The sequence below is a fragment of the Neobacillus sp. DY30 genome (assembly GCF_030123065.1).
Lineage (GTDB): Bacteria > Bacillota > Bacilli > Bacillales > Cytobacillaceae > Neobacillus.
The window spans coordinates 3,222,970-3,248,138 of the sequence record NZ_CP126093.1; the positions used below are offsets into that span (position 1 = coordinate 3,222,970).

The following is a 25,169-nucleotide window of genomic DNA, read 5'->3' on the forward strand; positions in this document are numbered from 1 at the left end:
TCTAGAAAAGAGGATACGAATGTGGAACAAGCAATCTTTCCAATCAGGTTTGACCAAAGGATCAATGAACAAAAAGTAAATGAGCTCTATGTGGAATATAAAAAGAAAGTGTACAGTCTTGCTCTTTCCTTTGTGAAAGACCAATATCTAGCCGAAGACCTTTCACATGAAATTCTTGTTAAATGCTACTTAAACCTTCAAAAGTTTAACGGAGATTGTTCCATACATTTTTGGGTGAATCGGATTGCCAAAAATCATTGTATCGATTTTTTAAGAAAAGCAAACCGTCGCTCGGATGTGCTTCATGAAGATATAGAGCTGCTATGTAATAGTAATGAAGTTCGTACACCTGAATCTGAGGTTTTAACGAAATGTGATAAAGAAGAACTAAGAAACAAATTAAGTCAGCTGCCTTCAAAGTACGAAGAGGTCCTAACACTCTACTACTTTAAGAATCAATCATTAAAAGAAATTCAACATCATTTAAATCTAAATCTATCAACCATCAAAACAAGACTATTTCGAGCCAAGCGGATGCTGAGAGAGATGTATTAGGAAAGCACGTGGAACCATAAAAGAGGAGATTTACTGTTATGTCAAAACTTTAGTTTCAGAAAACCCTTATGGACAGGAAGGTTCCTGGCACTATTAATGGTGAAGATGGGAATGCGCCGCATTCACATCTTTTTATTATTTACTCAAAAGGAATTTCTTTACATTTTCGTTAAGCATAATTTATAATTTGAATGAAGAATTAAGATAATTTATAAATTTCTTGAATAGGAGGTGTAAGGAAATGCTTAATGGTTTACGTTTTATAGTTAATTGGATCGTAGAAGTTCGTTATATGTCTAACGGGAGCAGTGTGCCCTTTTTTAACTATACAGTGATGAATCAACCATAAGTTTTCCTTACCCATCTTTGATTTTAAATTAAAAGCCGTGGGCAGGTTTAACTTGCTCACGGCTTTTTGCACGGAGTAAAAGCATTAGAAAAGAGATTAGTGAGCGTGTTCTTTTCTAATGCTTTAAAAAAATAACACTGACAGTATAGATGTCAGAGAGAAATGAGGAAATGAATTGAAAATGAGTTTAGAGGCTTATCGAAAAATGGATCGTAATATTTGGATTCGGTTTATCGGGGAATCAATTAATGGTATTGCGATGATGATGTTAATGCCATTTTTCGCCTTATATATGAGTGATAAGGTCGATCATTTTTGGCAAGTTGGTGTTGTGATGGCGATGGGGCCAATTGCCGGTGTGCTTGGTTCATTAATAGGCGGAAAGCTGGCAGATCAATATGGCAGGAAGCCTATTATGATTGTTTCAATGGTTGGAAATGGTTTGGTTATGCTTGGTTTTATTTTTTTCGATGGTTTCTATCCTTTTTTAGTAATATCGAGTTTTTTTGGGTTGTTTAATTCACTTTTTCATCCTGCAGCTTCAGCCATGGTCGCAGATGTGACGGATGAAGAGGGAAGAACGGAAGCATATGGTTTGCTGCGAATGGGACACAATATTGGAGCAGCCATTGGTCCATTACTTGGAGCATCCGTTGTGTTTTTATCAAAATCTGTTATTTTTATCATTGCTGCTTCATCCGTTTTTGTTTATTCCATTTTTTTAGCACTCTTGCTTTCAGAAACATTACCAAAAAATAAACGAAATAAGGTAACGAAAGATCTTGATGAAATAGAAAAATTGCCATCTATTTTTACGGTACTTGTTAAAGATAAAATTCTATTTTTCTATATTCTAACGGGTATTGTAATTTCGATGGGATTTTCACAAACGGAAGGGATGCTTCCGCTTCATTTTGATCAACAATTGCCGGCACTTTCCGATGCCCAAAATCCTTATCCTTATTTAATGGCTTTCAACGGAACACTGGTTGTTTTCTTCCAATTTGCGATATCGAGATGGGCAAGTACGCGCAAACTTGGAAAGGTCATGCTTTATGGTTCGGTTTTATTCGGTTTTGGGCTGCTGGCAGTAGGATGGCTGCCAATCTTTTTTACAAAACTCCAATTTTCCTATTGGAGTATCCTTTTCGTTCTTATGATTATCTATGGAATATACACACTAGGGGAAATGCTCTTATCTCCGGTCCAAATGACATTTGTAGCCAATATTGCACCTGAACATTTACGGGGCACTTATATGGGGGCAGCAAGTCTCCAGTGGATCGTCGGTAGTGCATTCGGACCCATTTTTGCCGGTTTTTTGCTTGATGAACATCTTGGTCAGGTTCTATTTACGGTTCTAGGAATAGGTTGTATTGTTGCAGGTATTATTTATTTATCACTTGATAAATGGGTTTCCGAAGCGAAGGAAAAGAATCAGACTCTTCATGTTAAAAAGGAAGTTACAGCAAGTAGTACGAATTTAACATAGCTTTATAAAATCAAATTATTAAAACGGGTGGTAGTAATGAGCAGAATGCATGACAATGAAATGGACGTTAATCTAAGTTTTGTTAGAGGGCTAATTAATGAGCAATTCCCTGAATTCTCGATGTTACCGATAACTCCAGTGAATTCAGTTGGGACGGTAAATCATGTCTACAGGCTGGGGGAAGAGCTTTATATTCGCCTGCCCAGGGTTAAGGAGTGGGCAGATATAGAAAAAGAGTGGAGTTGGATTCCCTATCTTGCTCCCCACTTGACACTTAAGATACCCGAACCTGTTGCTTTAGGTAAACCTAATGCCTCATACCCAGTAAACTGGGCAGTTTACAAATGGATAGAGGGCAATCAGTATTCCGATGAGTTAATTCATGACGAAGGAGAAGTTGCAAAGGATTTGGCGGATTTTGTAAATGAGATGCACTCAATTGATGTGCCAGATGATGCGCCTAGGGCAGGGCGATTACCTTTGCTTGAGTTAAATAAAAGAACATTAGAATGTATTGATGAGGCAGATGCTCTGCTGGATAGAGACAGAGTATTAGCGGCATGGGAAGATTCATGTAAAGCTTCTGTTTGGAATGGTCATGCAGTATGGATTCATGCTGATTTACTTAGAACAAATCTTTTGGTTCATTCCGGACGTTTAGATGCGGTCATCGACTTTGGCGGAGTGGGAATTGGAGATCCGGCGTTTGACCTAATACCTGCTTGGACTGTATTCAACTCAAAAGGGCGGAAAGTCTTTCAAAATTCCATCCATGCCGACAAGGATACATGGCTTCGTGCCCGAGGGTATGCACTTCACCAGGCAGTACTTATCATTCCATACTATCGAGTAACAAACCCACAATTTGTTACTCTGGCAAAAAGAACGCTGAATGAGATATTGGCGGACCTTGATACTGGAAAATAAATAATAGTCGCCTTACGACCAAAGGTATCGAACCAATAGGTAGGAACAATGAGAGGTTAATGCTGGTTTAATATGTAAAAAGAGGAGGGTCCCAAGTAGGGTAATCCTCCTTAGTGCTATTAATTTGTAGGACAACCAAAGAACGTTAAATCAACCTGGACTGTAATGATGAAGGAATAAAATCTGGATTAGGCGAATAAGTCATAATGATCACGGTTTTGTTGTATTCTCAAATTAAAATAATATCTTTTTTGAAATTGTTTGAGGATTATTGTGATCGTCACCCGAAAATTTCGGATTACCCTGCCATGTTGGAGAGTATTAGAAGCTGGAGAGAAAGGTATGTCCAATATGGAAGGGACCACTTGGATTTGGTTTTTACCTTTTTAAGACCGATTAATTTATACTATAGTCAGATTTTTTCTTGTCTTTTAACTTTGAAAGATTACACTAAACAGTGAGGAGATTAGTTGTATGCAAGTTGTAACCAAAATGTTTTTAGAACAACTCGACATGCATTGCCATGAGAATGAATGGTTTGCATCCATGGATCAGGCGCTTCATGGAGTCATCGCAGCTGAGGCAGCATGGACAAATTCGGGAATCAGCAATTCGATTTGGCAGATTGTCAACCACTTGATATTTTGGAATGAAGACGTAATCCATCGAATTAAGGGCACAGAGAATGCGCATAAGGCAGAAGACAATGAAGAAACCTTTGGAAATCCGGGGGATCCAGAAGACGAAATTGGGTGGGCCCAGACAGTGCAGCGCCTTAATGAAGTCATGAATAAATTAAAAACGGTCATTGCGGACCTTGACGATGAAAAGTTAAAAGCTCCGTATGCAGCTAACAGGTACTCTATTGAGCGTTTACTCAGCAATATCATGATGCACGATACGTATCACCTCGGCCAAATTGTTCTGTTGCGAAAGTTGCAATCCTCTTGGAATGGCGTTGATCGGTCCTAAAGCACCATAATTCAGCGACCTTCCTCGCCCAGCAGAAGAAGTAGAAGATATGAGATTATTAATGGTTGGTAAAAACAAATTCCTTATTTAAGTAAGGGGGCGTTGATCCGCGAAGGATTAACGCTTATTTATGTTGAAATAAATACACAATAAAGATCTTTAGAATTATTAGGAATGGAGGAAAAAGGATGGGTGCTTGGGGTACTGGCTTATGGGAAGATGATTTATCTTGCGATATTCAAGATGAATGGAATGAACTGATGGATGAAGGGGTAAGTCCAAGAAAAGCTACAAAAATCATTCTTAAATCGTGGCAGGAAGAATTTTCTGATTATGATGATGAAGAAGATAAACAGGCAGATGAATCAATTTTGTACATTTCTCTCGCAGGTCTTCAAATGAGGCATAGGGTACTGACTGCTTCAATTAAAAAAAAGGCGATAGATCTAATTGAAAAAGGTGCAGACCTTACTCTATGGGAGGAAGGCGATGATGAAAGTTATCAGGAAAGAAAAAAGATATTAGACGAGTTTAAAAATAAATTAATAAATACAAAGTCTAGTCTATTTTAATTTTAGCTTAAGAACTGTAGAGAATTTTAAATAGTTGCCCTAGTCTTTATTCCTAAAAAAAGATTGTTAGATATTTTACTAAAACTAACCGGGGCAAAAGTCAAAAATCGGAGCTGCCAATGTTGGCAGCTCATTCTTACACGATACGTTCTGGAATTACCATTTCTTTTAATCAATAGAATCTACGTCTTCTTCTTCTTTCTCTGTCAAATTCAAAGCTTCTTCTTCGCTCAATATCAAATATAAATACAAATGGGAAAAATAGTTTTCTTCTAAAGTCATTACGAAAAAATCGATTTCTTCGGTCAAATCCGAAAAATGGCATTTCATTCACCAGCCGTTCATTACAGAAGTCTATATAACAAAGGGACAGAAGACCTTTACCTGTCATTTGGTTCTATACAATTTAGTAACCTATATAAGAAGCTCCAACAATAATAAGGAGAATGAACAATACAACAATCAAAGCAAAGCCAAATCCATATTCTCTTTCTTCACCCATTGATATCAACTCCAGATTTTACTAAAAAAAGCGGTTTACATATTAACACCAACTGGAAAGTACGATAATTAGCAGAATAAACAATACAACAATCAGTACAAAACTACTGCCGTTATAGCCACCACCATAGCCATAACCTCCGCCACAGCCGAACCCAAAGCCCATATCTTCACCACCTCTTGGAAAATCCGTGAAAAAATATTCCTTTTATATATATTTCTTAAGACAAGAATCGATTGGACATTTACCATGTGTTAAAACAAAATCAGCAATTTCCTCATCTAGGGTATTTATATACTCGTTTTTTTGTACAAACATCCACACTTTGGTACAAAACCAATCATAGATTATCTAAATGAGGAGAAAAGAGAGGAGAGGAAGTCATAAGTGAGAAATAAAAACAAACAAAAACAAAAGCCGGAAGACGATAAAATCGAGGAAGAACAGATCATCCCTATAGAAAGATACGATTTAGTTCACAATTGGAAAATCGTCATGCAATTTAATTTTGCTTTATATAAAAACAAAGATGAATTTGTAATCATTGATAATAAGGATGAATATATAGCTCGGTTTAGCATCACCAGTGCAGGGGAAATAGAATTCAGAAAAAAGTCACATGACTTAACTCCAAAGATAAATTTTTATAATAAAACGATTAAGATACCTATTATTCTAGCTCATGAAAAGTAATAAAATATTTTGACCTGTACCCCAATAAAAGAGAGTAATCCTGAAAAAGCAAGCATTAAAGGTCAAGCTGCCCCATTCTTGGTGGCTTCTTTTAATTGAACTTATGGGTAGAGAACTTAAGGTATGGGATGTCATACAGACAGACGGAATTTTTCAACTATCGCGGCAGCATAGTTAAACAAAGGTGATTGTTGTAAAATATTACATATCCAAACATCCTTTATATACATTAGCAGGAAATTCTCCGCCTATGAATTCTCATACCTATACGAAAATCAACAATAAATAATATCAGAATCTTTGTTTAAGTAACAAGGAAGTTTAGTGGAATAAGACTCGATTCCAATTAGAGGAAATAAATGGAGTGGAGGAGAATGAATATAAGTAGTTATTAATGACTGGGGGATATGGGATGGAATTTAAATACGTTAAGAAGAATTTTAGAGTAGTAGGTATAAAAGGCAGTGGAGCTTTTGTTGATTTTGGCACTGAAGTTCCAAAATTAGCCCAGCAATTTCTGAACCGATTAGATGAAATTGAAATTAGTTCTGGTACAGAAATTGCCCTATTTGAACCCAAAAAGGATGAAAACCATCAGGAAGGCAACTTTATAGTAGGGTTAACGGTGAAAGATCCTCTTGCAGAACTTCCAATGGGGATGAATTATATAGAAACGGATCAAGATTATGTCACGACTAGGGGGAATATTAAAAATATCGGAAACCTGCATGACCAATTATTGAGATGGTCAGCAGACCAAGGGTTTAAAAGGAAACTAGAGTGCTATATTGTTGAGACCTATCATTCGATGGAAAATGGTGAGGAGGAAGTCGAAATATATTTACCAATTCTTTTAGGAGGCTAAACATAAATAATAAAACTCGAACAATTATTACATTTGTAAGTAGTTTTTTTATTATTGCTCTTGGTATGTTTAGAATACTTACTGAATCCCTTACTTTTACACCTTTATTTGTTGCATATATTATAGTCATTACTGGATTAATTGGAGTTATTGCAAACGGAGTAAAACTAAGAAAAATAAAAGTTTAATACTTGTTTTCCATTACTGGTAAAAGAGTCATAAGAAGATCGTTTCGGCGGTCTTAGTGACAGAAAGTACGGAGCCAGCAGAGTTAAATTTAACAAACGTTGTAAAATAATGTATTTTATAGTATAATAAAAATACCATTATTTGAATTTTCAAAAAATAATGAAAGGGGTTGTTTTATGTCAATCATCGCTTACTTTTTCTGGGGAATACTATTAGCCTTTGTACTGTTTGGTGTATTCTTCGATAAATTATTTCCAAACCGAGCAAATTTTATTGAAGATCAAAACAAATCCACGAATCAACAATTAAACGAAAATGCTGCGTTGAACCAAAAGAGCACAAATGAAATTGGTTCAACTTTTATACCTTAATTATATTGAACATTATTTTTAGTAAAGATAAATCCTAAATAGAAAAAGTGACCACTAAAAAAACAATCAATAGGCTGATGAGCGCTGCGGCGGTCATTTTTTTAATGATGTAAACTGATTATCCCTGACGCTGCCGCCTTAAAAGGCAAGGGACCGATTTATGTCATAATCTGGCCATTTAAATCGTAAAAATGATATAAGGATTGTATTTTCCATTCCGTGAATAAATCTTTTAACCTTAACAACTTAGATCATTTCCTAAAAAGGAGGCGTGTTTGGTGAAATCGATTGGAATTTTAGGCGTAGGTCAAGCAGGTGGGAATATAGCGGAAATTGCATCAGCTTTGAATTTTCCAACAGCTCTCATTAATACGAATCAACGAGACGGTGTTGTTAATACTCGGGTAGAAAAAAAGTTTTTTGTTCCAGGATACAATGGAGCGGGGCAAGACCGTTCATTAGGATTACGGGCGTTACAAGAAAACTATAAAGAAATTATTGATTTTGTTATCAGCTCCTTTAAAAACATTAAGCTTCTATTGGTCGCTTTTTCTACAGACGGAGGCACAGGTTCTGGGATGAGTCCGATGTTGATTGATTTGTTGATTGATCAGTTGCCTGGTGTTAGAGTAGGGGCCATCGCGGTGATCCCTGAACGTAATGTATTAGCGGGAAATCGCATTAATACTGCGGAGTGTATCGAAGAACTTTCCAATATTGAAGGCATTTCTTCTGTCTTTCTTGTCGACAATGATCAAATGCGTAAGCAGAAACCACAATCGAGTAAACACGAAATATACCTTTCTGCTAATCTTCAAGCCATAGAGGCGATTAACCATCTTCTTAAAATCACGAAGAAAAGTTCATTCTTTGGCAATTTTGATGAAACCGACCTTATGAATATCCTTGGATCCAGAGGAGTAACGATGATTTCTTCTGCGCCTATTACGGATGCGAAAAATACCTCGGAAGTCTCTAAAAAAGTCCAGGTCTCATGGGAGAACTCCATTTTCTGTCCTGTCGAATCACAAGGGGTCATCCGGGCTGGGCTTATTTATGAGGGACCAGAGAACATTTCAAAGCTGATAAATGTACCGTCCATCTTTGAAAGGGTGGGGGAACCGCTGCAATTATTTGAAGGAACGTATATCACAGAATCTGACCCTACGATCACGACCATTCTTGCCGGACTATCCTTCCCAACTCGCCGGATGCTCTCTGTCGAAGAATCAATAGAAAAGAACAAAGAACGATTACAGAATCTCGTAAAAAAGGAAAATACCCAAAATTACGAGTCAGGAATCCGGTGGGCATCCAACTTAAAAATGATGAAACAGGAAAGAAAGCCAGTGTCTATTACTTCCAAGTTAAATAAGTATCAAAAGAAGTAATTAGAAGCTTATTCAGAATGTAACATCCATGTTGAGTAAAAGGAAACACAATTGGAAGACGAATCCGATGTGTTTCCTTTATTATCATCTGCGAACTTCTTCCCCTCAAATTTCTCTTCAACCAATTCTTAAAATTTAATGGAGAATTTAAGTATGAAGCAATAGGATTTTTTGAATCATTTATAAAAGGTCAATCCCTCATAAACGGTAGGTTTCACCTACCTGAGGGTTGACCTTTATTTTGTTTTTGTTCAATTTAGTTGTGATAGCAAGTGACGTGGTTCTGCTTCTAAAAATAATAAATTAAGTATTTTGAAAATTCTTGACTTAGCAACATCTTAATAAGATAATATATAAAAAACAACAAAATCACACAACAACGTTCAAAACACCTCGGTAAATTTATTATTATTCTTTATTTTGTATATTATTTCCCTTTAGTAGGGCTATTTAATTGAAAATGATGGTGAGTAGTCATCCATCAAATTAACCATTTGTGGTATTAATTTTTTTATGGAGGTAAAAGAATGTATAATGAAAAAAATTTTCCAGAGAAAGCTTTAGTGTTTCTCGGCTTTGCATTTATTCCTTTGTTGGCATTTTTTCTTGTGAAAGTGCTTCCATTTTTGATGGGAGTAATCATGACTTTTACAAATTGGGATGGGATATCAACCTCCATTGAGTTTAAAGGTCTAGAAAACTATGTTGAGGCCTTTAAAGATCAGGAATTTTGGCATTCACTTTGGATTACCACAAAATATGTTTTTTTGTGTATTGTTTTAACGAATGTTTTGGCTTTTAGCCTCGCTTTACTGGTTACAAGCGGTATGAAAGGGCAGAATTTTTTTCGACTCGGATTTTTCACTCCAAATCTGATTGGTGGTATCATCTTAGGATTTATCTGGCAGTTTGTTTTTTCTAGAGTAATAGTTTATGTCGGAAAGGATTTGGGCTGGGATATTTTCTCTCAATCCTGGCTGGCTGATCAGGATAAGGCGTTTTGGACTCTTGTGATTGTTGGCGTTTGGCAAACCTCAGGTTATATGATGCTCATCTATATTGCAGGCTTAACCGGAATATCATCCTCTCTCATTGAGGCAGCAACAATTGACGGTGCTTCAAAATGGAAGGCGCTTACTAGAATCAAAATACCATTAATGATCCCTGCTTTTACCATTAGTGTTTTCTTAACATTACAACGAAGCTTCATGGTGTATGATACCAACTTATCCTTGACGGGCGGGGGACCATATCGCTCTACCGAATTCATCGCGATGCACATTTATAATGAAGCCTTTTTGAATCAAAACTATGGACCTGGCCAGGCAAAAGCATTTGTGTTCTTTATTATTGTTGCAATTATTGCCATAACACAAGTTAGAGTTATGAAAAAATTGGAGGTAAATTCATAATATGAAACTCAAAGGCCTTCCTTTTTTAATTCTTTCGTCCATATTGTTTATTATTTTCTTTTTTCCTTTTGCCTTAATAATCTTAAATTCTTTCAAAAGTCGTTTAGAAATTGTCTCAAATCCTGTTGCATTGCCAAAAGTATTTTCCTTCGATAACTACATAAAAGCCTATGAGGCTATGAACTTTTCCACTGGTGTAGTCAATTCATTCTTGATTACGGTTGTTTCACTGGTATTGATTATCTTCTTCGGGTCGATGTTGGGGTATTTCCTTGTGCGATGGAACAATAAATTCAATACTATTATCTTGTTCATGATGGTTTCTGCGATGATTGTACCTTTCCAATCCATCATGATTCCATTGGTTAATATTTATGGAAATTTGGGTTTACTAAACAGTAAATGGTCTTTATCCTTTTTTTATTTAGGATTTGGTTTGAGTATGGCCACATTCATGTATCATGGGTTTATTAAAGAAATTCCGATTGAACTAGAGGAAGCAGCACGGATTGACGGGGCTTCAAGATTTAAGGTTTTTTGGTATGTTGTTTTTCCATTGTTAAAACCTATTACCGTCACCATCGCGATTTTGGATTCACTATGGATTTGGAATGACTTCTTATTGCCATCGCTTGTTCTAATCAGTGAAGAGACAAGAACATTGCCATTATCTACATTCTATTTCTTTGGCCAGTATACTTCAGATTATGGTTTAGCGATGTCAGCATTGGTATTGTCAATCATTCCAATTATTATATTTTACTTATTAATGCAAAAACAAATTATCAAAGGTGTCATAGAAGGTTCTATTAAATAGTTTACTAACATAAGGGATAAACCATGTCCGGTCAGACTTAACAACTACCACTTTACTAACTAATCTATTAAAGACTACCTTCAAGATAGAGAAAGGCATGATCGTTTTCCTTAAATTTACACGAAAAATTCCAAGCCAGTTATAGAGAATTGAGACAAAGATAAACAATTATAAAGGAAAAAGAGTCAGTTAGGAGAGAATAAAATGGCGAATCAAATTGATATAAAAGAATTTATTCTACATGGAAGAGATCAAGCAGAAAAGTTACTTCTTGGAAATGGAAGCGAACTGGGATTATTAGGTTCAAACCGAGCCTATCAACAGGTTTGGGCCCGTGATAGCATGATCTGTGGATTAGGCTTATTAATTTGCGAAGATCAGAATGGTCCTTATATTCATCGCCAATCACTTGAGACATTAGGGAATTTTCAGTCACCATTAGGCAAAATTCCACACAATGTTGGTTTTACGAATGTGTTAGATCCGGCTCTCATTGCCCACGGTGGTAAATTAGAATCAGAAATTCAAGAGAAACAGGCAGTTGAAGATACGATTCATGCTGGTTGTGTGGATGGAAATACGTGGTATATAATTGGCCACTACATGCATTTTCTAAGCAAACAGGACGTAGCCTTTCTGAAGAAGTGGTGGGCTAGTTTAGAAAAAGCCTTATTATGGCTGCGTTATCAGGATTCGAATGAATGCGGATTATTAGAAGTTCACGACGCGATGGATTGGGCAGATTTATTTGCGAACCGTTATAACGTTTTATATGACAATGTATTGTATTATGCAGCGTGGAAATGCATGGGACTCTTAGCGAAAGCCCTTGAAGAACCAGCTGATTTCTATCTTGATCATGCCGAAGATGTGAAAAAGAAGATAAATATTTTACTTTGGGTTGGTCCAGAGGAGCCTTATGACGAAAATTGGGTAAAGGAGAATCGGAAAGAATGGCTTTATCCGTTGAAAAGGGTCAATACTGAATTTGTTGAACGCCCATTCTATTTACCCTACATGGGTTTTCGTGAATACGCAGACCGATTTGATACATTAGGTAATATTCTCGCGATCGTGTTTGGAGTTGCGGACCAACAGAAAGCGAATAAAATTCTTGATTATATTGAGGGTTGTGGTCTTAATCAACCGTATCCTGTACAGGCGCTTTATCCCGTTATTCGTGAAGGGGAAAAGGATTGGCGGGATTACTATCGGGTTCGAAATTTAAATCTTCCACATCATTACCATAATGGCGGGTCATGGCCGTTTATTGGAGGATTTTATGTCTCAGCCTTGGTAAAAGCTGGGAGGTTTGAGGAAGCCCAGTTCCAATTAGCAAAGTTAGCCGAAATGAATAACCGTGGTAAGCAGGAAGAGTGGGAATTCAATGAATGGTTCCATGGTACCTCAGGTAAGCCAATGGGATATAGCGGACAATCTTGGTCAACAGCCATGTTCATTTATGCCGTAAATGCAGTTAAAGAAAAGCGTCTTAACTTGTTTAATTGTGAAAATTATTGGACGCTATAAAAAATTTATAAATTGGAATTAAATCAATGGTTCTGCCCTTAATAGCGTTCAGAGAAAATCGAGCGGGTACGTTATGCTCAAGAACTCAAAGTATTCTTTCCTTAGGTGTTAGCATGTTCTAAAAAAAATATTGTTCTGTTTTCCAGGCAATAGCAGGACGGAATTTGATACAATGTTTGTTGGGAAGTCAGGTCAGCTTGGCAGATTAGGTTAAAATAATGACTTTTTGGACAGAAATTCAACCAGTGCTTTCTTCCTGTGTATGCATTTCGGAGAATATTAAAATGGGGTAGTTCGGAACCCTGGAAGTTTTTGAAATGGCCAATCATCACCTGAAGGAAGAGTAGAAGGAGAGAAATTAGGTGTTAGTTGCAGAACGTAGAAATACAATAAAACAACTTCTATTCAAAAAAGGAAGTGTGAAAGTTTCTGAATTAGTTCAATTATTTAATGTTTCAGAAGAAACAATTCGCAGAGATTTAAATGAGTTAGAGTACCAAGGATTAGTTGAAAAGAATTATGGTGGTGCCATTCTTATCGATCAAGGAATTGTTAATGAAACCATTCCCCATGTTGACCAACGAAAATATCAGTACTCTGAAGAGAAGGACTCCATTGGAAAACGCGCTGCGGAATTGGTAAAGAGTAAGCAAATCATCATTTTTGATGCAGGTTCCACTACTTGGTATGCAGCAAGTCATCTGAAGAATGTTGAAAACATTACGGTCATTTCGAATGGAATAAACATTGTCGAAGAATGCAGTAAAAATGAAACCGCATCTATCCACTCTCTTGGCGGTGAATTAAGGCGTAACTCCATGAGTGTTATTGGGCCCCAGGCACAAAGTGAATTATTAAAATACAATGCGGACATAGTATTCCTTGGAACGTCTGGTATTTCTTTAAGACATGGATTTACAAGTTCAGATTTATACGAAGCTGAAATAAAGCAAGCCATGGTATCAGCTGGAAGGAAAATTGTGATGTTGGCCGACCATAGTAAGCTAAACAAGGCTGGTTTGGTATCTTTTTGTAATTTTGATGATGTGGATCTTTTAATTACTAGTGAATTAGCGGATCAGGAAGTTGTAAAAAAACTTAGAGCAGCAGGTTTAGAAGTAGATCAAGCTCCTTTACTAAACCATTGAAATTTTATTAGCTAAAGGTCCTAAATAAACATAAAAGCTTCTTTTCAGTCATGCATGGTTTATTAGGACCTCTTATGCTGATTCTTCTTTAACATCCCCAATCACCCCATTTCAATTTTACTAGTTTTGTGGAATTTAGACTTTTGAAAAAAATAGTTATTGTTTTTATTTTTAAAATTTTCTAAATATTAATTGACTTGTATAATCTTCTATAAGATAATGTAAACAAACAACACAAACCCAATAAAAACCACAAAAATATTCTGAGTTATTTGTAATTTATGTGTTATTTTCACGTTTATAATGGGGTTGTGTTGGGTGATTGCTTGAGCCATTATTACGAGTAGGTCAAAATGCAGTTCAGAAAATAGTGGAAGATAAGATTAAGAATTTCTTAGGCAGCGACAATAATGCATTTTTATAGTTTTTTTAGATTGATTGCATCAGGATAGTTAAATCTGGTGCAAGATTTTTTTAGTTACCATGACAGCGTTTCCATAATGAAAGTTACTACTTACTAAACTAGTAACTTTCTTGGAAATATCGACACTTTGAAAAGGGGGAGATCCTTTACAACTTCATACCTAGGTGAAAACGAATATAAACTAGTTATATCAAATTGGAGAGGGGTTACTACCATTGAAGAAGATGTTCTCTACACTTTTAGCATTGATAATGATATTTGTTCTTGCTGCATGTAGCGGAGGTAATGACAAAGCTAATTCTGACGGTAAAAAGTCAGATAAGGTAAAAATCTCTGTCCTAATGGGGAAACCGGAAATTGCTCAGCAATTTGAAGAGATGATTAAAGCCTATAACTCTTCTCAAGATGAGGTAGAAGTAACGTATATTCCACTCGCTGGACAAAATGCATTTGAAAAGATGTCAGCCTTATATGCCTCTGGTAATCCACCAACCATCATTCAGATGGGGAAAGAATTCTTTACCTTAAAGGATAAATTACTGGATTTATCAGATCAAGAGTGGGTTGAACATGCTCTACCTGGAACAACAGATATGGTAGTAGATAACGGCAAAGTTAAAGGTATGCCCGTTACAGTAGAAGGATTTTCTTTACTTTACAATCAAGAAGTATTAGATAAAGCGGTTGGTGGTACATTTGATCCCTCTACAATCAAAACACGCGACCAATTAAAAGAAATCTTTGACAAAGTTGCAAAAGTTGATAGTGTTGACGGTGCAGTTCATATTTCTCCTATGGATTGGTCATTAGGAGCACATATTTCAAATAAAGCTTTCACGAACCAAACGGATGATCGCGATATGCGCCACCGATTCCTAGAGGAATTGAAAGCAGGAAACGTTGATTTAGGTAAGAATGAAGTATTTACTGGTTGGTTAGATACATTTGATTTAGTAAAAGAATATAATGTTGAAAAAGATGCACCTCTTGCGCCAGTGTATGATGATGGTCCTTTAGCATTAGCAACAGGTAAAGTTGGGTTTTGGTTTATGGGTAACTGGGCGTTACCACAATTGAAAGAAGCGAATACTGACGCTAATTTCGGCTATGTTTCATTCCCAATCAGTAATAATCCTGAGGATTATGGAAACTCTCAAATTTCTATCGGTGTTCCTTCCTATTGGACCATTGATGCGACTAAGTCAAGTGATGAAGAAAAAGAAGCGGCTAAGAAGTTTTTAAATTGGATGATGATGACGGAAGAAGGACAAGATTGGGTAGTAAATAAATTTAACTTCATTCCTGTTTATGATAACTTCCAATCGGAACCAACCGATTCATTGTCTAAAGCATTAATGAGTTATATGAAGGATGAAAAAGGTTTAGAGATGATGAATAACTACTATCCACCAGATGCTTCTAAAAACATGGGTGCAATCATGCAGAAGTTCTTGGCTGGTGAAATTGATAAAGCTGGACTAGAAGAAGAATTTGAAAACTATTGGAAAAATGTAAAATAATGGCATTCTAACACAATCTTAGGTCTATAAACCCCCCTTAAGTCGATATATTCAAAATTGAATGTATGTGCAACTTAGGGGGGGTTTATTATTATTTTAATCGATGGTAAAAGGAGTGATATTTTGAATACCAACCAAAATCATGTAATTGCGATTGATATTGGAGGGACAAAAACATTAGTCGGAATAGTGGATCAGACCGGAAGTATTCTTGTGCAGAAAAGGATGCCCACCAATATTTCTTTACCTATGAAAGAGCATATTCGAACATGTATGGTACTAGCAGAACAATGTTTGGATGATGTAGACCTATTATTAAATGATATGTCAGGAGTGGGGTTTTCTCTTCCTGGAATAACAAATTCTTCAACGGGAGTGCTTGTTAATGCACCTTTTGCAGGTTGGAGGAACGTCCCTGTGAAAGAGTATGTTCATGAAATATGGGCTGACATCCCTATAGAAATAGACAATGATGTGAATGCATGTGCAGTCGGTGAATGTTTATTTGGAAAAGGAAGGGATATCAATAATTTTTTATGGATAACCATTAGTACTGGAATTGGTGGGGCATTAGTCATAAACCGTCAAGTCGTTTCCGGAGAACAGATGATGGCCGGAGAAATCGGCCATATGAAAGTAGAGTGGGAACAGGGAAATCTTTGTGGATGTGGAAATAGAGGATGTTTAGAGGCACATGCCTCAGGGACGGCCATAACGAAGAAAGCAAAGGAGTTATTAAAAGGCGATTGGCAAAAGTCAACTTTACAAGACTTCCTTCAACAACATCGTTTAGAAATTCATTCTGAATCCATGGCGATGGCAGCAAAGGATGGAAATATTGAAGCGCTGCAATTATTTGAATGGGCAGGTTACTATTTGGGCAAGGCTTTTTCCTATGCCGTTAATTTATTTAATCCTGGAGCCATTATAGTTGGTGGTGGCGTTAGCCAATCATTTACTTTATTAGAACCACATATAAAAAAGGTGTTACAGGACTCGGTCATAGGTGAGTTTAATAAACAAGTTCCAATTTTACATACAGGGCTAGGATATGAGGCAGGGCTCATTGGAGCAGCCAGTTTGATTTGGTATTCAAAAAAAGGAGAGGTTGATTATATTGAATTTTAATATATTTTACGATCGTTACAAGGAAGAGTTTATCGAAACAATAGAAAAACTTGATGTAGACTTTTTAGAAACATTACTCTATAAAATGAATGAAGTGCGCATTCAAGGAAAACAAATATTTGTTTTAGGGAACGGTGGCAGCGCCACATCCGCATCTCATTGGGTATGTGATTTCTTAAAAGGTGTGAATTTTAATAGTTCGAAACGGTTCAAAATTTATAGTTTAACAGATAATAATGCTGTTTTTAGTGCTCTAGGGAATGATTTTTCATATGATGATGTTTTCGTGGAGCAATTAAAAAACTATTTGGAGAAGGGTGATCTAGTCATTGGAATGTCTGTTTCTGGTAAATCACCTAATTTAGTTAAAGCGCTCCAATATGCAAGAGAACAGGAAGCGACAACCATTTCTTTAATCGGAGATTTTTGTGGAGAAATGGGAGATCACTCAGATTATACACTTGTCATACCTTCTAAGAATTATGGAATTGTTGAGGATTGTCATATGTATATTGCACATACTATTTCACAGCATATCTACCAATTAAATGCCGATTTGGTGAAATAGTATGCAGTCGCACTTCATGATATTGAACTAATTGGAGTAACCTGTTTTGAATGTTTAAATAAATCCTCTGATGGTAAGGATATTTTTAGGTTTGAGCAAATTTGCAGAGTATGATCCTTACCGAAAAAAACGCTGGTTTATAGACTAGCGTTTTTTCGAGTCCTTTTTATTTTAATTTATAAATATACTCCTGTTCAGCCTGATTGATAATATTTAATGAATTGGTAAAAAATACAGATTAGGAAAGGAGGGATTGCGAATGTTTGTTAAAAAGTGGTTACCAGGATTGGTCGTTTTGCTTGCAATGATTGTGGGTGTGACAACTTCAGGTTTACATGGCGTATTTGCCGAATCCCGTGTTGCAACACAGCCTATCGAGACAGTGAAAGCAATCGAGGTCGAGTTGCACGATAATTACTTTAATCCAAAAATCATCACGATTCCCCATGGAAAACCGACTACGTTGATATTGAAAAACGTAGGTCAGAGAGAACACACCTTTACTGTAAAAGAACTTAGAATTGACGAGGAAGTCCAGCCGGGGAAAGAAAAAACCATTACCGTAAAACTTGAAAAGCCTGGTACATATGAGCTGATATGTAGTTACCATTCAAATGAAGGAATGGTTGGTAAGGTAATAGTCAATTAACAAGCAGGGCCAATTTGGCCTTGCTTGTTTACTAGGCAACGTTAACTTTTATGTCTTTGGAAGTTACTTTTTTGTCAGCCGACTAGTTACTTTCTATGGATACTATGTCCAAGAAGGAAATTAGTAAAAAGTGGAGAATATTGAATGAGGTACCAGATAGATGAGAGGGGAAAATGATGAAGGGTTTTACCTTATTGGGGTTATTCTAATGAGCATAATTGGTTTTGTTACACAATTTTCATCAGATAATGGTAAAATTATTCACTATGAGTTTGTACACCAAATGAACAGTGCATGAATCTATTACAAAGGGGAAACGAATATGACAATGACACATAACGGGTTTTCACTTGAACACCGTGAAGAACTACTCAGTATTTTAAAAGCACGTTTTGAGAAAAACATGGACCGACATAAAGGTCTTGTATGGGCTGAAGTACAAGCTAAGCTCGAAGCAAATCCTGATAAACTGTGGTCGCTGAATGAAATGGAAGGTACTGGCGGCGAACCAGATGTGGTTGGCCATGATCAAGAGACAGGCGAATACATATTTTATGATTGTTCCGTGGAAAGCCCTAAAGGCCGCAGAAGTCTTTGTTTCGACCGTGCAGCACTGGATTCAAGGAAAAATCACAAGCCAGAAAATAGCGTGATGGATTTGGCTGCCACAATCGGCATCGAACTATTATCGGAAGAACAATACCGAGAGCTGCAGGAACTTGGGAATTTTGATTTAAAAACATCAAGTTGGGTGCAAACACCAGATAATATAAGAAAACTTGGCGGGGCACTCTTCTGTGACCGTCGCTATGATACTGTCTTTGTATACCACAATGGAGCAGAATCCTACTATGCGGCAAGAGGGTTTCGTGGCTTGCTAAGAGTTTAATATTACATTGACATTTACATTTGGAAATCGGCTTACAGAGGATTACTTTTTGGGAATGAATGAACCAAAGCAATCATAATAAAACATTAGGGGTGTTTGAATACCTCTAATGTTTTTTTTATCCTTTCATAGTAAAGGCAGGAGAGGGTGGAATGGAAGTTCCAAGCAGCGGTAAACGCAGATATATGCCCGGAATAGATGGTCTTAGAGCTATAGCCGTTATAGGAGTGATACTTTACCATCTGAATATACCTTGGTTTCAGGGTGGATTTACAGGTGTAACAGTATTCTTTGTTTTGTCTGGTTACTTGATTACAGACCTCCTCATCGATGAATGGAACAAAAACGATAAAATTGACTACATTCACTTTATGATTAGGCGTTTTCGCAGACTTGCTCCTGCTTTACTGAGTATGATTTTTATCGTTACCTTACTGGTTATCTTCACAAATCATCCATCGTACGAAAAATTACGCTCCGATTTACTTCCATCGCTGCTCTATGTTACAAATTGGTGGTACATTTTTCATGAAGTATCCTATTTTGATCGTTTTGGTCCAGCTTCACCTTTTACTCATATATGGTCACTGGGGATTGAGGAGCAATTTTATCTTATATGGCCGCTGCTGGTGATTCTTGGTTTTACATTTTTAAAAAGAAAAAGGTTTCGGATTTTGGCTATTCTTTTAGGAGTTGTTGCTTCTGCTTGGTTAATGGCATTCCTCTATGTACCGGGAGGTGATCCTTCTCGTGTGTATTATGGAACCGACACAAGAGCATTTTCACTGCTGCTAGGAGCAGTACTTGCGTTCGTTTGGCCAAGTCAAAAACTATCTAAGACTTTACCACGGCATGCCAGTATGGTCCTCGAAATGGTAGGAGTATTAGGCTTGTTGATGATCTTGATAAATTTTAGTGTTATTTCAGAATTTGATTCGTTTCATTATCAGGGAGGCATGCTCCTATTATCAATGATGACAACTTTAGTGGTTGCGGCATTGGCTCATCCTGCTAGTAAGCTGGGGAAATGGCTAAGTGTAAAGCCTCTGCGATGGATTGGGGTTCGTTCGTATGGAATCTATTTATGGCATTATCCGATTATTATCCTAACTACTCCGATTGTTAATACAGATGGAATAAATCTTTGGAGAATCATCTTACAATTAGGTGCTACCATGATAATTTCAGCTTTATCCTACCGTTTTGTGGAAACTCCGATAAGAGCTGGGAGAATTAAATACATTTTCTCTGCCTTGAGGAATCGAACCATTATTCAGCAGAGGATGGTTGTGGGAAGCTGTGCTATCCTATGTGCTGCACTAATAGGAATACTATTTGTATTTGCTGGAAAATCAACGGTTATTGTGACGACGAAAGCCCCCTTAACAATAGAAACATTACATGAGATTGAATTCGACCATGATCCGAATCTAGAGTCTGAACCTGAACCAGAGCCAGCTCCAGTCCCAGAACCTAATTTGAAAACGATTACGGTAATTGGTGATTCCATTTTCTATGATGTTGCTCCATTCTTTAAAAAGCAGTATCCAGCGACGGTTATTGATTATCGTGTCGGCCGGCAAATGTCTGAAGTGCCAGAGGTCATTACGCACCTTGAGGGAAGCGGACAATTAGGAGAATATGTGATTATTCAACTTGGCACCAATGGATCTTTTAGGAAAACAGACTTAATAAACGTCATAAAAGGTCTGGAAAATAAAAAAGTGTATTTAATAAACTGCCGCGTACCACGTGTCTGGGAATCAACCGTGAATCATACATTAGAGGATATTGTTAACAGTATGCCGAATACTGTTCTTGTAGATTGGTATAGTGCCAGTGCAGGTCATCCTGAGTATTTTTCAAATGATGGTGTTCATTTAACGAGAGCTGGCGGTGAAATATATGCAAATCTACTAATAGCTAAATTAGCAGAGTAATTCGTTTCCGAATTAGTCTGCTTTTTTTAACTATTCTAAACTGGGCGTTGAGGGGTAGTTGTCGAAACGGTCGAAAAATGTCGATATTTGTATTTTTTTATTTCGAACCATTTCCATATATTTGGAAAACATAATAAAACAATACAAAGCACAAAGGAGATTTTCATGAGGAATCTTGCAGCTTTATTTTCCATGCTTATGCCAGGATTTGGCCAACTCTATAATCGACAATTCCTAAAAAGCGTCTTTCTTCTCTTTGTTGAACATTATGATAATGTCATGGGAAGAATCAATACTGCCATACATCTAGATTTTAACGGCTTTCATCAAAAAGCGTTAGAGGCAGCCAATTTTCAATATTTGTTATTTTATCCTGGATTTTATGCCTATACGGTTTGGGATGCCTGGTATTTCGCAAAGCCAAATGCCGACAAAACTAAATCTGCCATCCCCTTTTTGATAGGAGGTTTTCTTGGTGAATTTGGTGCCATCTTTTCTAGTCGATTACCCATTCCTACACTAATGGTCGGATTGCTCATGGTTATACCAATGATTACAGGAATGATTATCTTAAGAAACCAATAAAAAGGTTCAACTTAAGAAGATTGGGATATTGTGGGATCATCTTTAAGATTCTTTTTTACATAATCTAAACGGCTGCGTTTTGTGGGTAAGGTAATCGTTACAGTTGTAGCGATGTTTGGAACACTGTGTATTTCAAACAGCCCATTGTGATTTTGAATTATTTTCTTGCTCACCATCAGCCCTAAACCGGTTCCCTCTGTTTTTGTAGTATAAAAGGGGGTACCTAATAAAGGAAGATTTTCCCTCGAAATCCCCACACCGTTATCAATCACCGAAATAACCAGATTATCATCTTTGTGTTCCATCCGAATCCGAATGGTTCCACCTTGCGATAGGGCTTCGATTGAATTCTTAATCAGATTGGCAATAACTTGCTTAATTTGGTTTTCTTCACATTTAATTAAAAAATGATTTCCAATAAACTCTGGAAAAATTTCAATATTATTAAGGATTGCCTGTGTATTTAAGAGGGTAATCACATTTTTGATACTTTGTGAAATATCCGTTAAGGAATGTTGAACGATATGTGGTTTAGAAAGGACCATAAACTCACTCACGATAAAATTAATCCTGTTAATTTCATCGATCATAATCCTAGAATATCGTTGATTAGATTCAGTATCGTTATTTTCAGCCATCATTTGCGTAAATCCTTTTAGTGTGGTTAAAGGGTTTCTAATTTCATGTGCTACTCCGGCTGCAAGTTCCCCCACCAGGGATAGTTTCTCAGATTCTCTTAATTTTTTCTCATGGTTATTTAAATCCTTCATATGTTCAATTAGTTTTTTATCCAGGAAGGCACTAGATAATAACATAATCAATACGACGAAAATAGCGGGGACACTAATAAAAGAACTCAAGGTACTTGAACTCACTGTGTAATAAGCATTGGAATGGCTGTGAGATAATTGAAAGTGAAGATTCGTTCCCCACATCCCAATATAATGCATGCCGGCGATTCCAATTCCCATTAGGATACTGCTTAAAACCCGACACTGAAAATTCATCGAACGGTGATGGTTAAAAAAGAAAAGTACCCATAAAGAACCGAATGCAGCAGCAATAGCAAAACATACCGACAAAAACACGATTGCCGGGTTATAGTCGATGAAAAAGGCCGGATGCATGGCCTTCATCCCTAAATAATGCATACCAATGATTCCTCCGCCCATTAACAGACTCGAGAGAAGGAGTCTAACGTGATTTGATTTCATCATGAAGAAGGCGAAACCCGTACCTGCAATCGAAATCAACAATGAAAGCAAGACCATCCTCACGTCATACTCACTATGACGGGGCATATTCATCGCAAACATGCCAACAAAGTGCATGGTCCAAATCCCAATACCCATTGCAATCGCGCAGCCTAATAACCAAAGATTGTATTTAAAATTTTTAAAAATAATCATTTTCCAGCGAAGATCTAACGCTATATATGAAAAAAGAATTCCTACAAGAATGGAAAAAATAAACCAGTAATCGTTATAGTTCCAGATCATATTATGAGTCATCATTAACACTTCCATATAGTGATATTTCTACCATGATTCACTTTTAAGCTGTTTATTATAACGAACCAAATGGAAAATAGGAAATTTTACCTAACTAGCCTATAAACTTGTTCAAGAAATTACGGAGAATAGTAGAAAGCCATCCTCATTTGAGAATGGCTGCAGTAAAAATATTCGGAACGAATTGTAATATGCAGTATTATTTTTTTTCTACTTTCACTAATCCTTTTCCAAAATTATCTTTTTCGAAATAGCATATGACAACATCACCGACTTGAATGTTTTCATTCAAATCGATGCTTTCAGCAGAAAAGACAATCTTCGTTCCATCATCATTTTGCCCGTAATATTGGTCCTCTTTAATCTCGTTTATTTTGTATTCAACCGTTATGTATTCAGAATCTTCATTGCCTTGATTGGTAACAGGAGTACTGGTTTGTGATTTTATAATCACTAACACCAGTAATATTGATATGAGTATTCCAAGGATGATTATCTTTTTGAACATGATACTAACCTCCCATTAAGTATTTTAAGAGATGATTAGGAAATGTACATCCTACTATTTTCCTTTATTCTTGGATATGTAACCATTTATTATCAAATACAATGAGGAACGTTATCATTTTATCAACTAAAATACGAACATTATTTATATTTGTCCATAAATCGTTCGACTAAACGCGAACTATCTATTAGAATTATTAAATATTGTTCATATATTATTGATTAACTAAGATGATGTTGTTATACTATTCTCAGAAATATGTTATTGTAATATATCTAAAAATTCATTATAATTCTATTTGTTAGAATTTAATGGATAGGGGATGCCATTAAGAGATACATAGGAACAAACCATCATGTTTCTATGTACCGGAGAATGCAAACAAGTGGGAGGGGTACTTCTATGAAAAATTTATTGAAAAAGTGGAATCAAATCAGTCTGGTTAAGCAAATATCAATTGGTTTATTGATTGGTATTATCCTTGCTGTCGCGGTTCCCGATGTTGCAAAACCAGTAGTGATTTTAGGTTCTTTATTTGTCGGAGCATTAAAGGCTATTGCACCAGTATTGGTACTATTCTTGGTGATGTCTGCGATTGCACAGCACAAAAGCGGCCAGCAAACGAATATGAAATCGATTGTTCTCCTATATCTATCAGGCACATTTTTTGCTGGTTTCATAGCTGTTATTGTTAGCTTTATTTTTCCTGTTAGTATTACCCTTACAAAAGGCGCAGAGGATATGGCGGCTCCAGGTGGTGTTGTAGAGGTTCTAAAAACATTACTGTTAAACGTTGTAGCTAACCCAGTCAATGCGATTGCGAATGCCAATTATGTAGGTATTTTAGCTTGGGCAATTGTCCTTGGATTGGCTTTAAGAAATGCACCTGATACGACAAAAACGATGATTACTAATTTTTCTGACGCCGTATCGAAAATGGTCACATGGGTCATCAAGTTAGCACCTTTAGGGATCATGGGTCTAGTGATTGACTCGATCACAACAAATGGACTTGAGTCTCTATTAAGCTATGGAAAATTACTTCTTGTCTTGATTGGCTGCATGCTGTTTGTTGCTTTCGTTGTCAATCCACTGATTGTATTCGTGAACGTACGTCAGAATCCTTATCCACTTGTTTTTAAGTGCGTTAAGGAAAGTGGTATTACTGCATTCTTTACACGCAGCTCAGCTGCTAACATTCCGGTAAACATGAAATTATGTGAAAAACTAAAATTAGATAAAGATACTTATTCTGTATCGATTCCATTAGGTGCAACTGTCAATATGGCTGGTGCAGCTGTTACGATTTCAGTTTTAACTCTTGCAGCTGTTCATACACTTGGCATTCAGGTGGATATTCCTACAGCCATCCTCCTAAGTGTATTATCAGCAGTATGTGCATGTGGTGCTTCTGGTGTTGCCGGCGGTTCACTTTTATTGATCCCGCTTGCTTGCAGCTTATTCGGAATTCCCAACGATGTAGCGATGCAGGTAGTTGGAGTAGGGTTTGTCATTGGTGTTTTACAAGACTCCTTTGAAACAGCACTTAACTCATCAACAGATGTTCTTTTCACAGCAACAGCTGATTTTAAGAAAAAGTTAAAAGAAGGTAAGAAAGTCGATATCAAAAATGTAGCATAACATGTAGTGAATCCCTTTTGT

The 25,169-nt window shown here is 36.6% G+C and carries 25 protein-coding genes; 21 read left to right on the plus strand and 4 right to left on the minus strand.

Annotated elements, in window-relative coordinates:
• The first annotated feature begins 21 nt into the window (after positions 1 to 21).
• The 5 genes from QNH29_RS15565 to QNH29_RS15585 all read left to right on the plus strand — a co-directional run bounded on the left by QNH29_RS15565 (position 22) and on the right by QNH29_RS15585 (position 4,867).
• Positions 22 to 555 carry an RNA polymerase sigma factor gene (locus QNH29_RS15565; protein ID WP_283860306.1) on the plus strand — a complete coding sequence of 178 codons (534 nt, stop codon included), beginning with the start codon at positions 22 to 24 and terminating at the stop codon, positions 553 to 555.
• Between the two features lie 524 nt (positions 556 to 1,079).
• Complete coding sequence (locus QNH29_RS15570) at positions 1,080 to 2,396, plus strand: MDR family MFS transporter (RefSeq protein ID WP_481858730.1); 1,317 nt, start codon at positions 1,080 to 1,082, stop codon at positions 2,394 to 2,396.
• A 36-nt stretch (positions 2,397 to 2,432) separates the two neighbouring features.
• Entirely contained in the window at positions 2,433 to 3,323 is an 891-nt protein-coding gene (locus tag QNH29_RS15575; RefSeq protein ID WP_283860307.1) for an aminoglycoside phosphotransferase family protein, read from the plus strand.
• A 474-nt stretch (positions 3,324 to 3,797) separates the two neighbouring features.
• On the plus strand, positions 3,798 to 4,295 hold the full coding sequence (locus tag QNH29_RS15580) for a DinB family protein (protein ID WP_283860308.1): 498 nt from the start codon (positions 3,798 to 3,800) through the stop codon (positions 4,293 to 4,295).
• A 188-nt stretch (positions 4,296 to 4,483) separates the two neighbouring features.
• Positions 4,484 to 4,867 carry a MarR family transcriptional regulator gene (locus tag QNH29_RS15585; protein ID WP_283860309.1) on the plus strand — a complete coding sequence of 128 codons (384 nt, stop codon included), beginning with the start codon at positions 4,484 to 4,486 and terminating at the stop codon, positions 4,865 to 4,867.
• Between the two features lie 406 nt (positions 4,868 to 5,273).
• On the opposite strand, the gene QNH29_RS15590 is transcribed toward QNH29_RS15585, so the two are convergent.
• Complete coding sequence (locus tag QNH29_RS15590) at positions 5,274 to 5,369, minus strand: YjcZ family sporulation protein (protein ID WP_283860310.1); 96 nt, start codon at positions 5,367 to 5,369, stop codon at positions 5,274 to 5,276.
• Positions 5,370 to 5,411: 42 nt separating this feature from the next.
• Positions 5,412 to 5,534 carry a YjcZ family sporulation protein gene (locus QNH29_RS15595; protein WP_179600764.1) on the minus strand — a complete coding sequence of 41 codons (123 nt, stop codon included), beginning with the start codon at positions 5,532 to 5,534 and terminating at the stop codon, positions 5,412 to 5,414.
• A gap of 222 nt (positions 5,535 to 5,756) precedes the next feature.
• Here QNH29_RS15595 and QNH29_RS15600 point away from each other — a divergent pair, with 222 nt between their 5' ends.
• The 15 genes from QNH29_RS15600 to QNH29_RS15670 all read left to right on the plus strand — a co-directional run bounded on the left by QNH29_RS15600 (position 5,757) and on the right by QNH29_RS15670 (position 21,488).
• Positions 5,757 to 6,062: a hypothetical protein gene (locus QNH29_RS15600; protein WP_283860311.1), complete on the plus strand. Its 306-nt coding sequence runs from the start codon at positions 5,757 to 5,759 to the stop codon at positions 6,060 to 6,062.
• A gap of 412 nt (positions 6,063 to 6,474) precedes the next feature.
• Complete coding sequence (locus QNH29_RS15605; protein ID WP_283860312.1) at positions 6,475 to 6,927, plus strand: GyrI-like domain-containing protein; 453 nt, start codon at positions 6,475 to 6,477, stop codon at positions 6,925 to 6,927.
• 365 nt (positions 6,928 to 7,292) lie between these two features.
• Complete coding sequence (locus tag QNH29_RS15610) at positions 7,293 to 7,487, plus strand: hypothetical protein (protein ID WP_283860313.1); 195 nt, start codon at positions 7,293 to 7,295, stop codon at positions 7,485 to 7,487.
• Positions 7,488 to 7,765: 278 nt separating this feature from the next.
• Complete coding sequence (locus tag QNH29_RS15615; protein ID WP_283860314.1) at positions 7,766 to 8,878, plus strand: FtsZ/tubulin family protein; 1,113 nt, start codon at positions 7,766 to 7,768, stop codon at positions 8,876 to 8,878.
• 527 nt (positions 8,879 to 9,405) lie between these two features.
• Positions 9,406 to 10,290 carry a carbohydrate ABC transporter permease gene (locus QNH29_RS15620; RefSeq protein ID WP_283860315.1) on the plus strand — a complete coding sequence of 295 codons (885 nt, stop codon included), beginning with the start codon at positions 9,406 to 9,408 and terminating at the stop codon, positions 10,288 to 10,290.
• Between the two features lies 1 nt (position 10,291).
• On the plus strand, positions 10,292 to 11,107 hold the full coding sequence (locus QNH29_RS15625) for a carbohydrate ABC transporter permease (RefSeq protein ID WP_283860316.1): 816 nt from the start codon (positions 10,292 to 10,294) through the stop codon (positions 11,105 to 11,107).
• A 204-nt stretch (positions 11,108 to 11,311) separates the two neighbouring features.
• Entirely contained in the window at positions 11,312 to 12,637 is a 1,326-nt protein-coding gene (locus QNH29_RS15630; protein ID WP_283860317.1) for an amylo-alpha-1,6-glucosidase, read from the plus strand.
• A 362-nt stretch (positions 12,638 to 12,999) separates the two neighbouring features.
• Positions 13,000 to 13,785 carry a DeoR/GlpR family DNA-binding transcription regulator gene (locus QNH29_RS15635; RefSeq protein ID WP_283860318.1) on the plus strand — a complete coding sequence of 262 codons (786 nt, stop codon included), beginning with the start codon at positions 13,000 to 13,002 and terminating at the stop codon, positions 13,783 to 13,785.
• A gap of 648 nt (positions 13,786 to 14,433) precedes the next feature.
• Positions 14,434 to 15,729 carry an ABC transporter substrate-binding protein gene (locus tag QNH29_RS15640; protein ID WP_283865647.1) on the plus strand — a complete coding sequence of 432 codons (1,296 nt, stop codon included), beginning with the start codon at positions 14,434 to 14,436 and terminating at the stop codon, positions 15,727 to 15,729.
• A gap of 123 nt (positions 15,730 to 15,852) precedes the next feature.
• On the plus strand, positions 15,853 to 16,857 hold the full coding sequence (locus QNH29_RS15645) for an ROK family protein (protein ID WP_283860319.1): 1,005 nt from the start codon (positions 15,853 to 15,855) through the stop codon (positions 16,855 to 16,857).
• Complete coding sequence (locus tag QNH29_RS15650) at positions 16,847 to 17,425, plus strand: SIS domain-containing protein (RefSeq protein WP_283860320.1); 579 nt, start codon at positions 16,847 to 16,849, stop codon at positions 17,423 to 17,425. The genes QNH29_RS15645 and QNH29_RS15650 overlap by 11 nt, the downstream gene beginning before the upstream one ends.
• Before the next feature lie 259 nt (positions 17,426 to 17,684).
• Positions 17,685 to 18,074, plus strand: a complete 390-nt coding sequence (locus QNH29_RS15655) for a cupredoxin domain-containing protein (protein WP_283860321.1) — start codon at positions 17,685 to 17,687, stop codon at positions 18,072 to 18,074.
• Positions 18,075 to 18,396: 322 nt separating this feature from the next.
• A complete protein-coding gene (locus QNH29_RS15660; RefSeq protein ID WP_283860322.1) occupies positions 18,397 to 18,963 on the plus strand; it encodes a DUF4256 domain-containing protein in 567 nt (188 codons plus the stop codon).
• Between the two features lie 152 nt (positions 18,964 to 19,115).
• On the plus strand, positions 19,116 to 20,903 hold the full coding sequence (locus tag QNH29_RS15665; RefSeq protein WP_283860323.1) for an acyltransferase family protein: 1,788 nt from the start codon (positions 19,116 to 19,118) through the stop codon (positions 20,901 to 20,903).
• 165 nt (positions 20,904 to 21,068) lie between these two features.
• Positions 21,069 to 21,488, plus strand: a complete 420-nt coding sequence (locus QNH29_RS15670) for a hypothetical protein (protein ID WP_283860324.1) — start codon at positions 21,069 to 21,071, stop codon at positions 21,486 to 21,488.
• A gap of 11 nt (positions 21,489 to 21,499) precedes the next feature.
• On the opposite strand, the gene QNH29_RS15675 is transcribed toward QNH29_RS15670, so the two are convergent.
• Complete coding sequence (locus tag QNH29_RS15675; RefSeq protein ID WP_283860325.1) at positions 21,500 to 22,987, minus strand: MHYT domain-containing protein; 1,488 nt, start codon at positions 22,985 to 22,987, stop codon at positions 21,500 to 21,502.
• A gap of 211 nt (positions 22,988 to 23,198) precedes the next feature.
• Positions 23,199 to 23,507: a hypothetical protein gene (locus QNH29_RS15680; protein WP_283860326.1), complete on the minus strand. Its 309-nt coding sequence runs from the start codon at positions 23,505 to 23,507 to the stop codon at positions 23,199 to 23,201.
• 402 nt (positions 23,508 to 23,909) lie between these two features.
• Between QNH29_RS15680 and sstT the strand changes: the two genes are divergently transcribed.
• The gene (sstT, locus tag QNH29_RS15685; RefSeq protein WP_283860327.1) at positions 23,910 to 25,148 is read left to right on the plus strand and encodes a serine/threonine transporter SstT; all 1,239 of its coding nucleotides are present in this window, start codon (positions 23,910 to 23,912) and stop codon (positions 25,146 to 25,148) included.
• Positions 25,149 to 25,169: the final 21 nt, after the last annotated feature.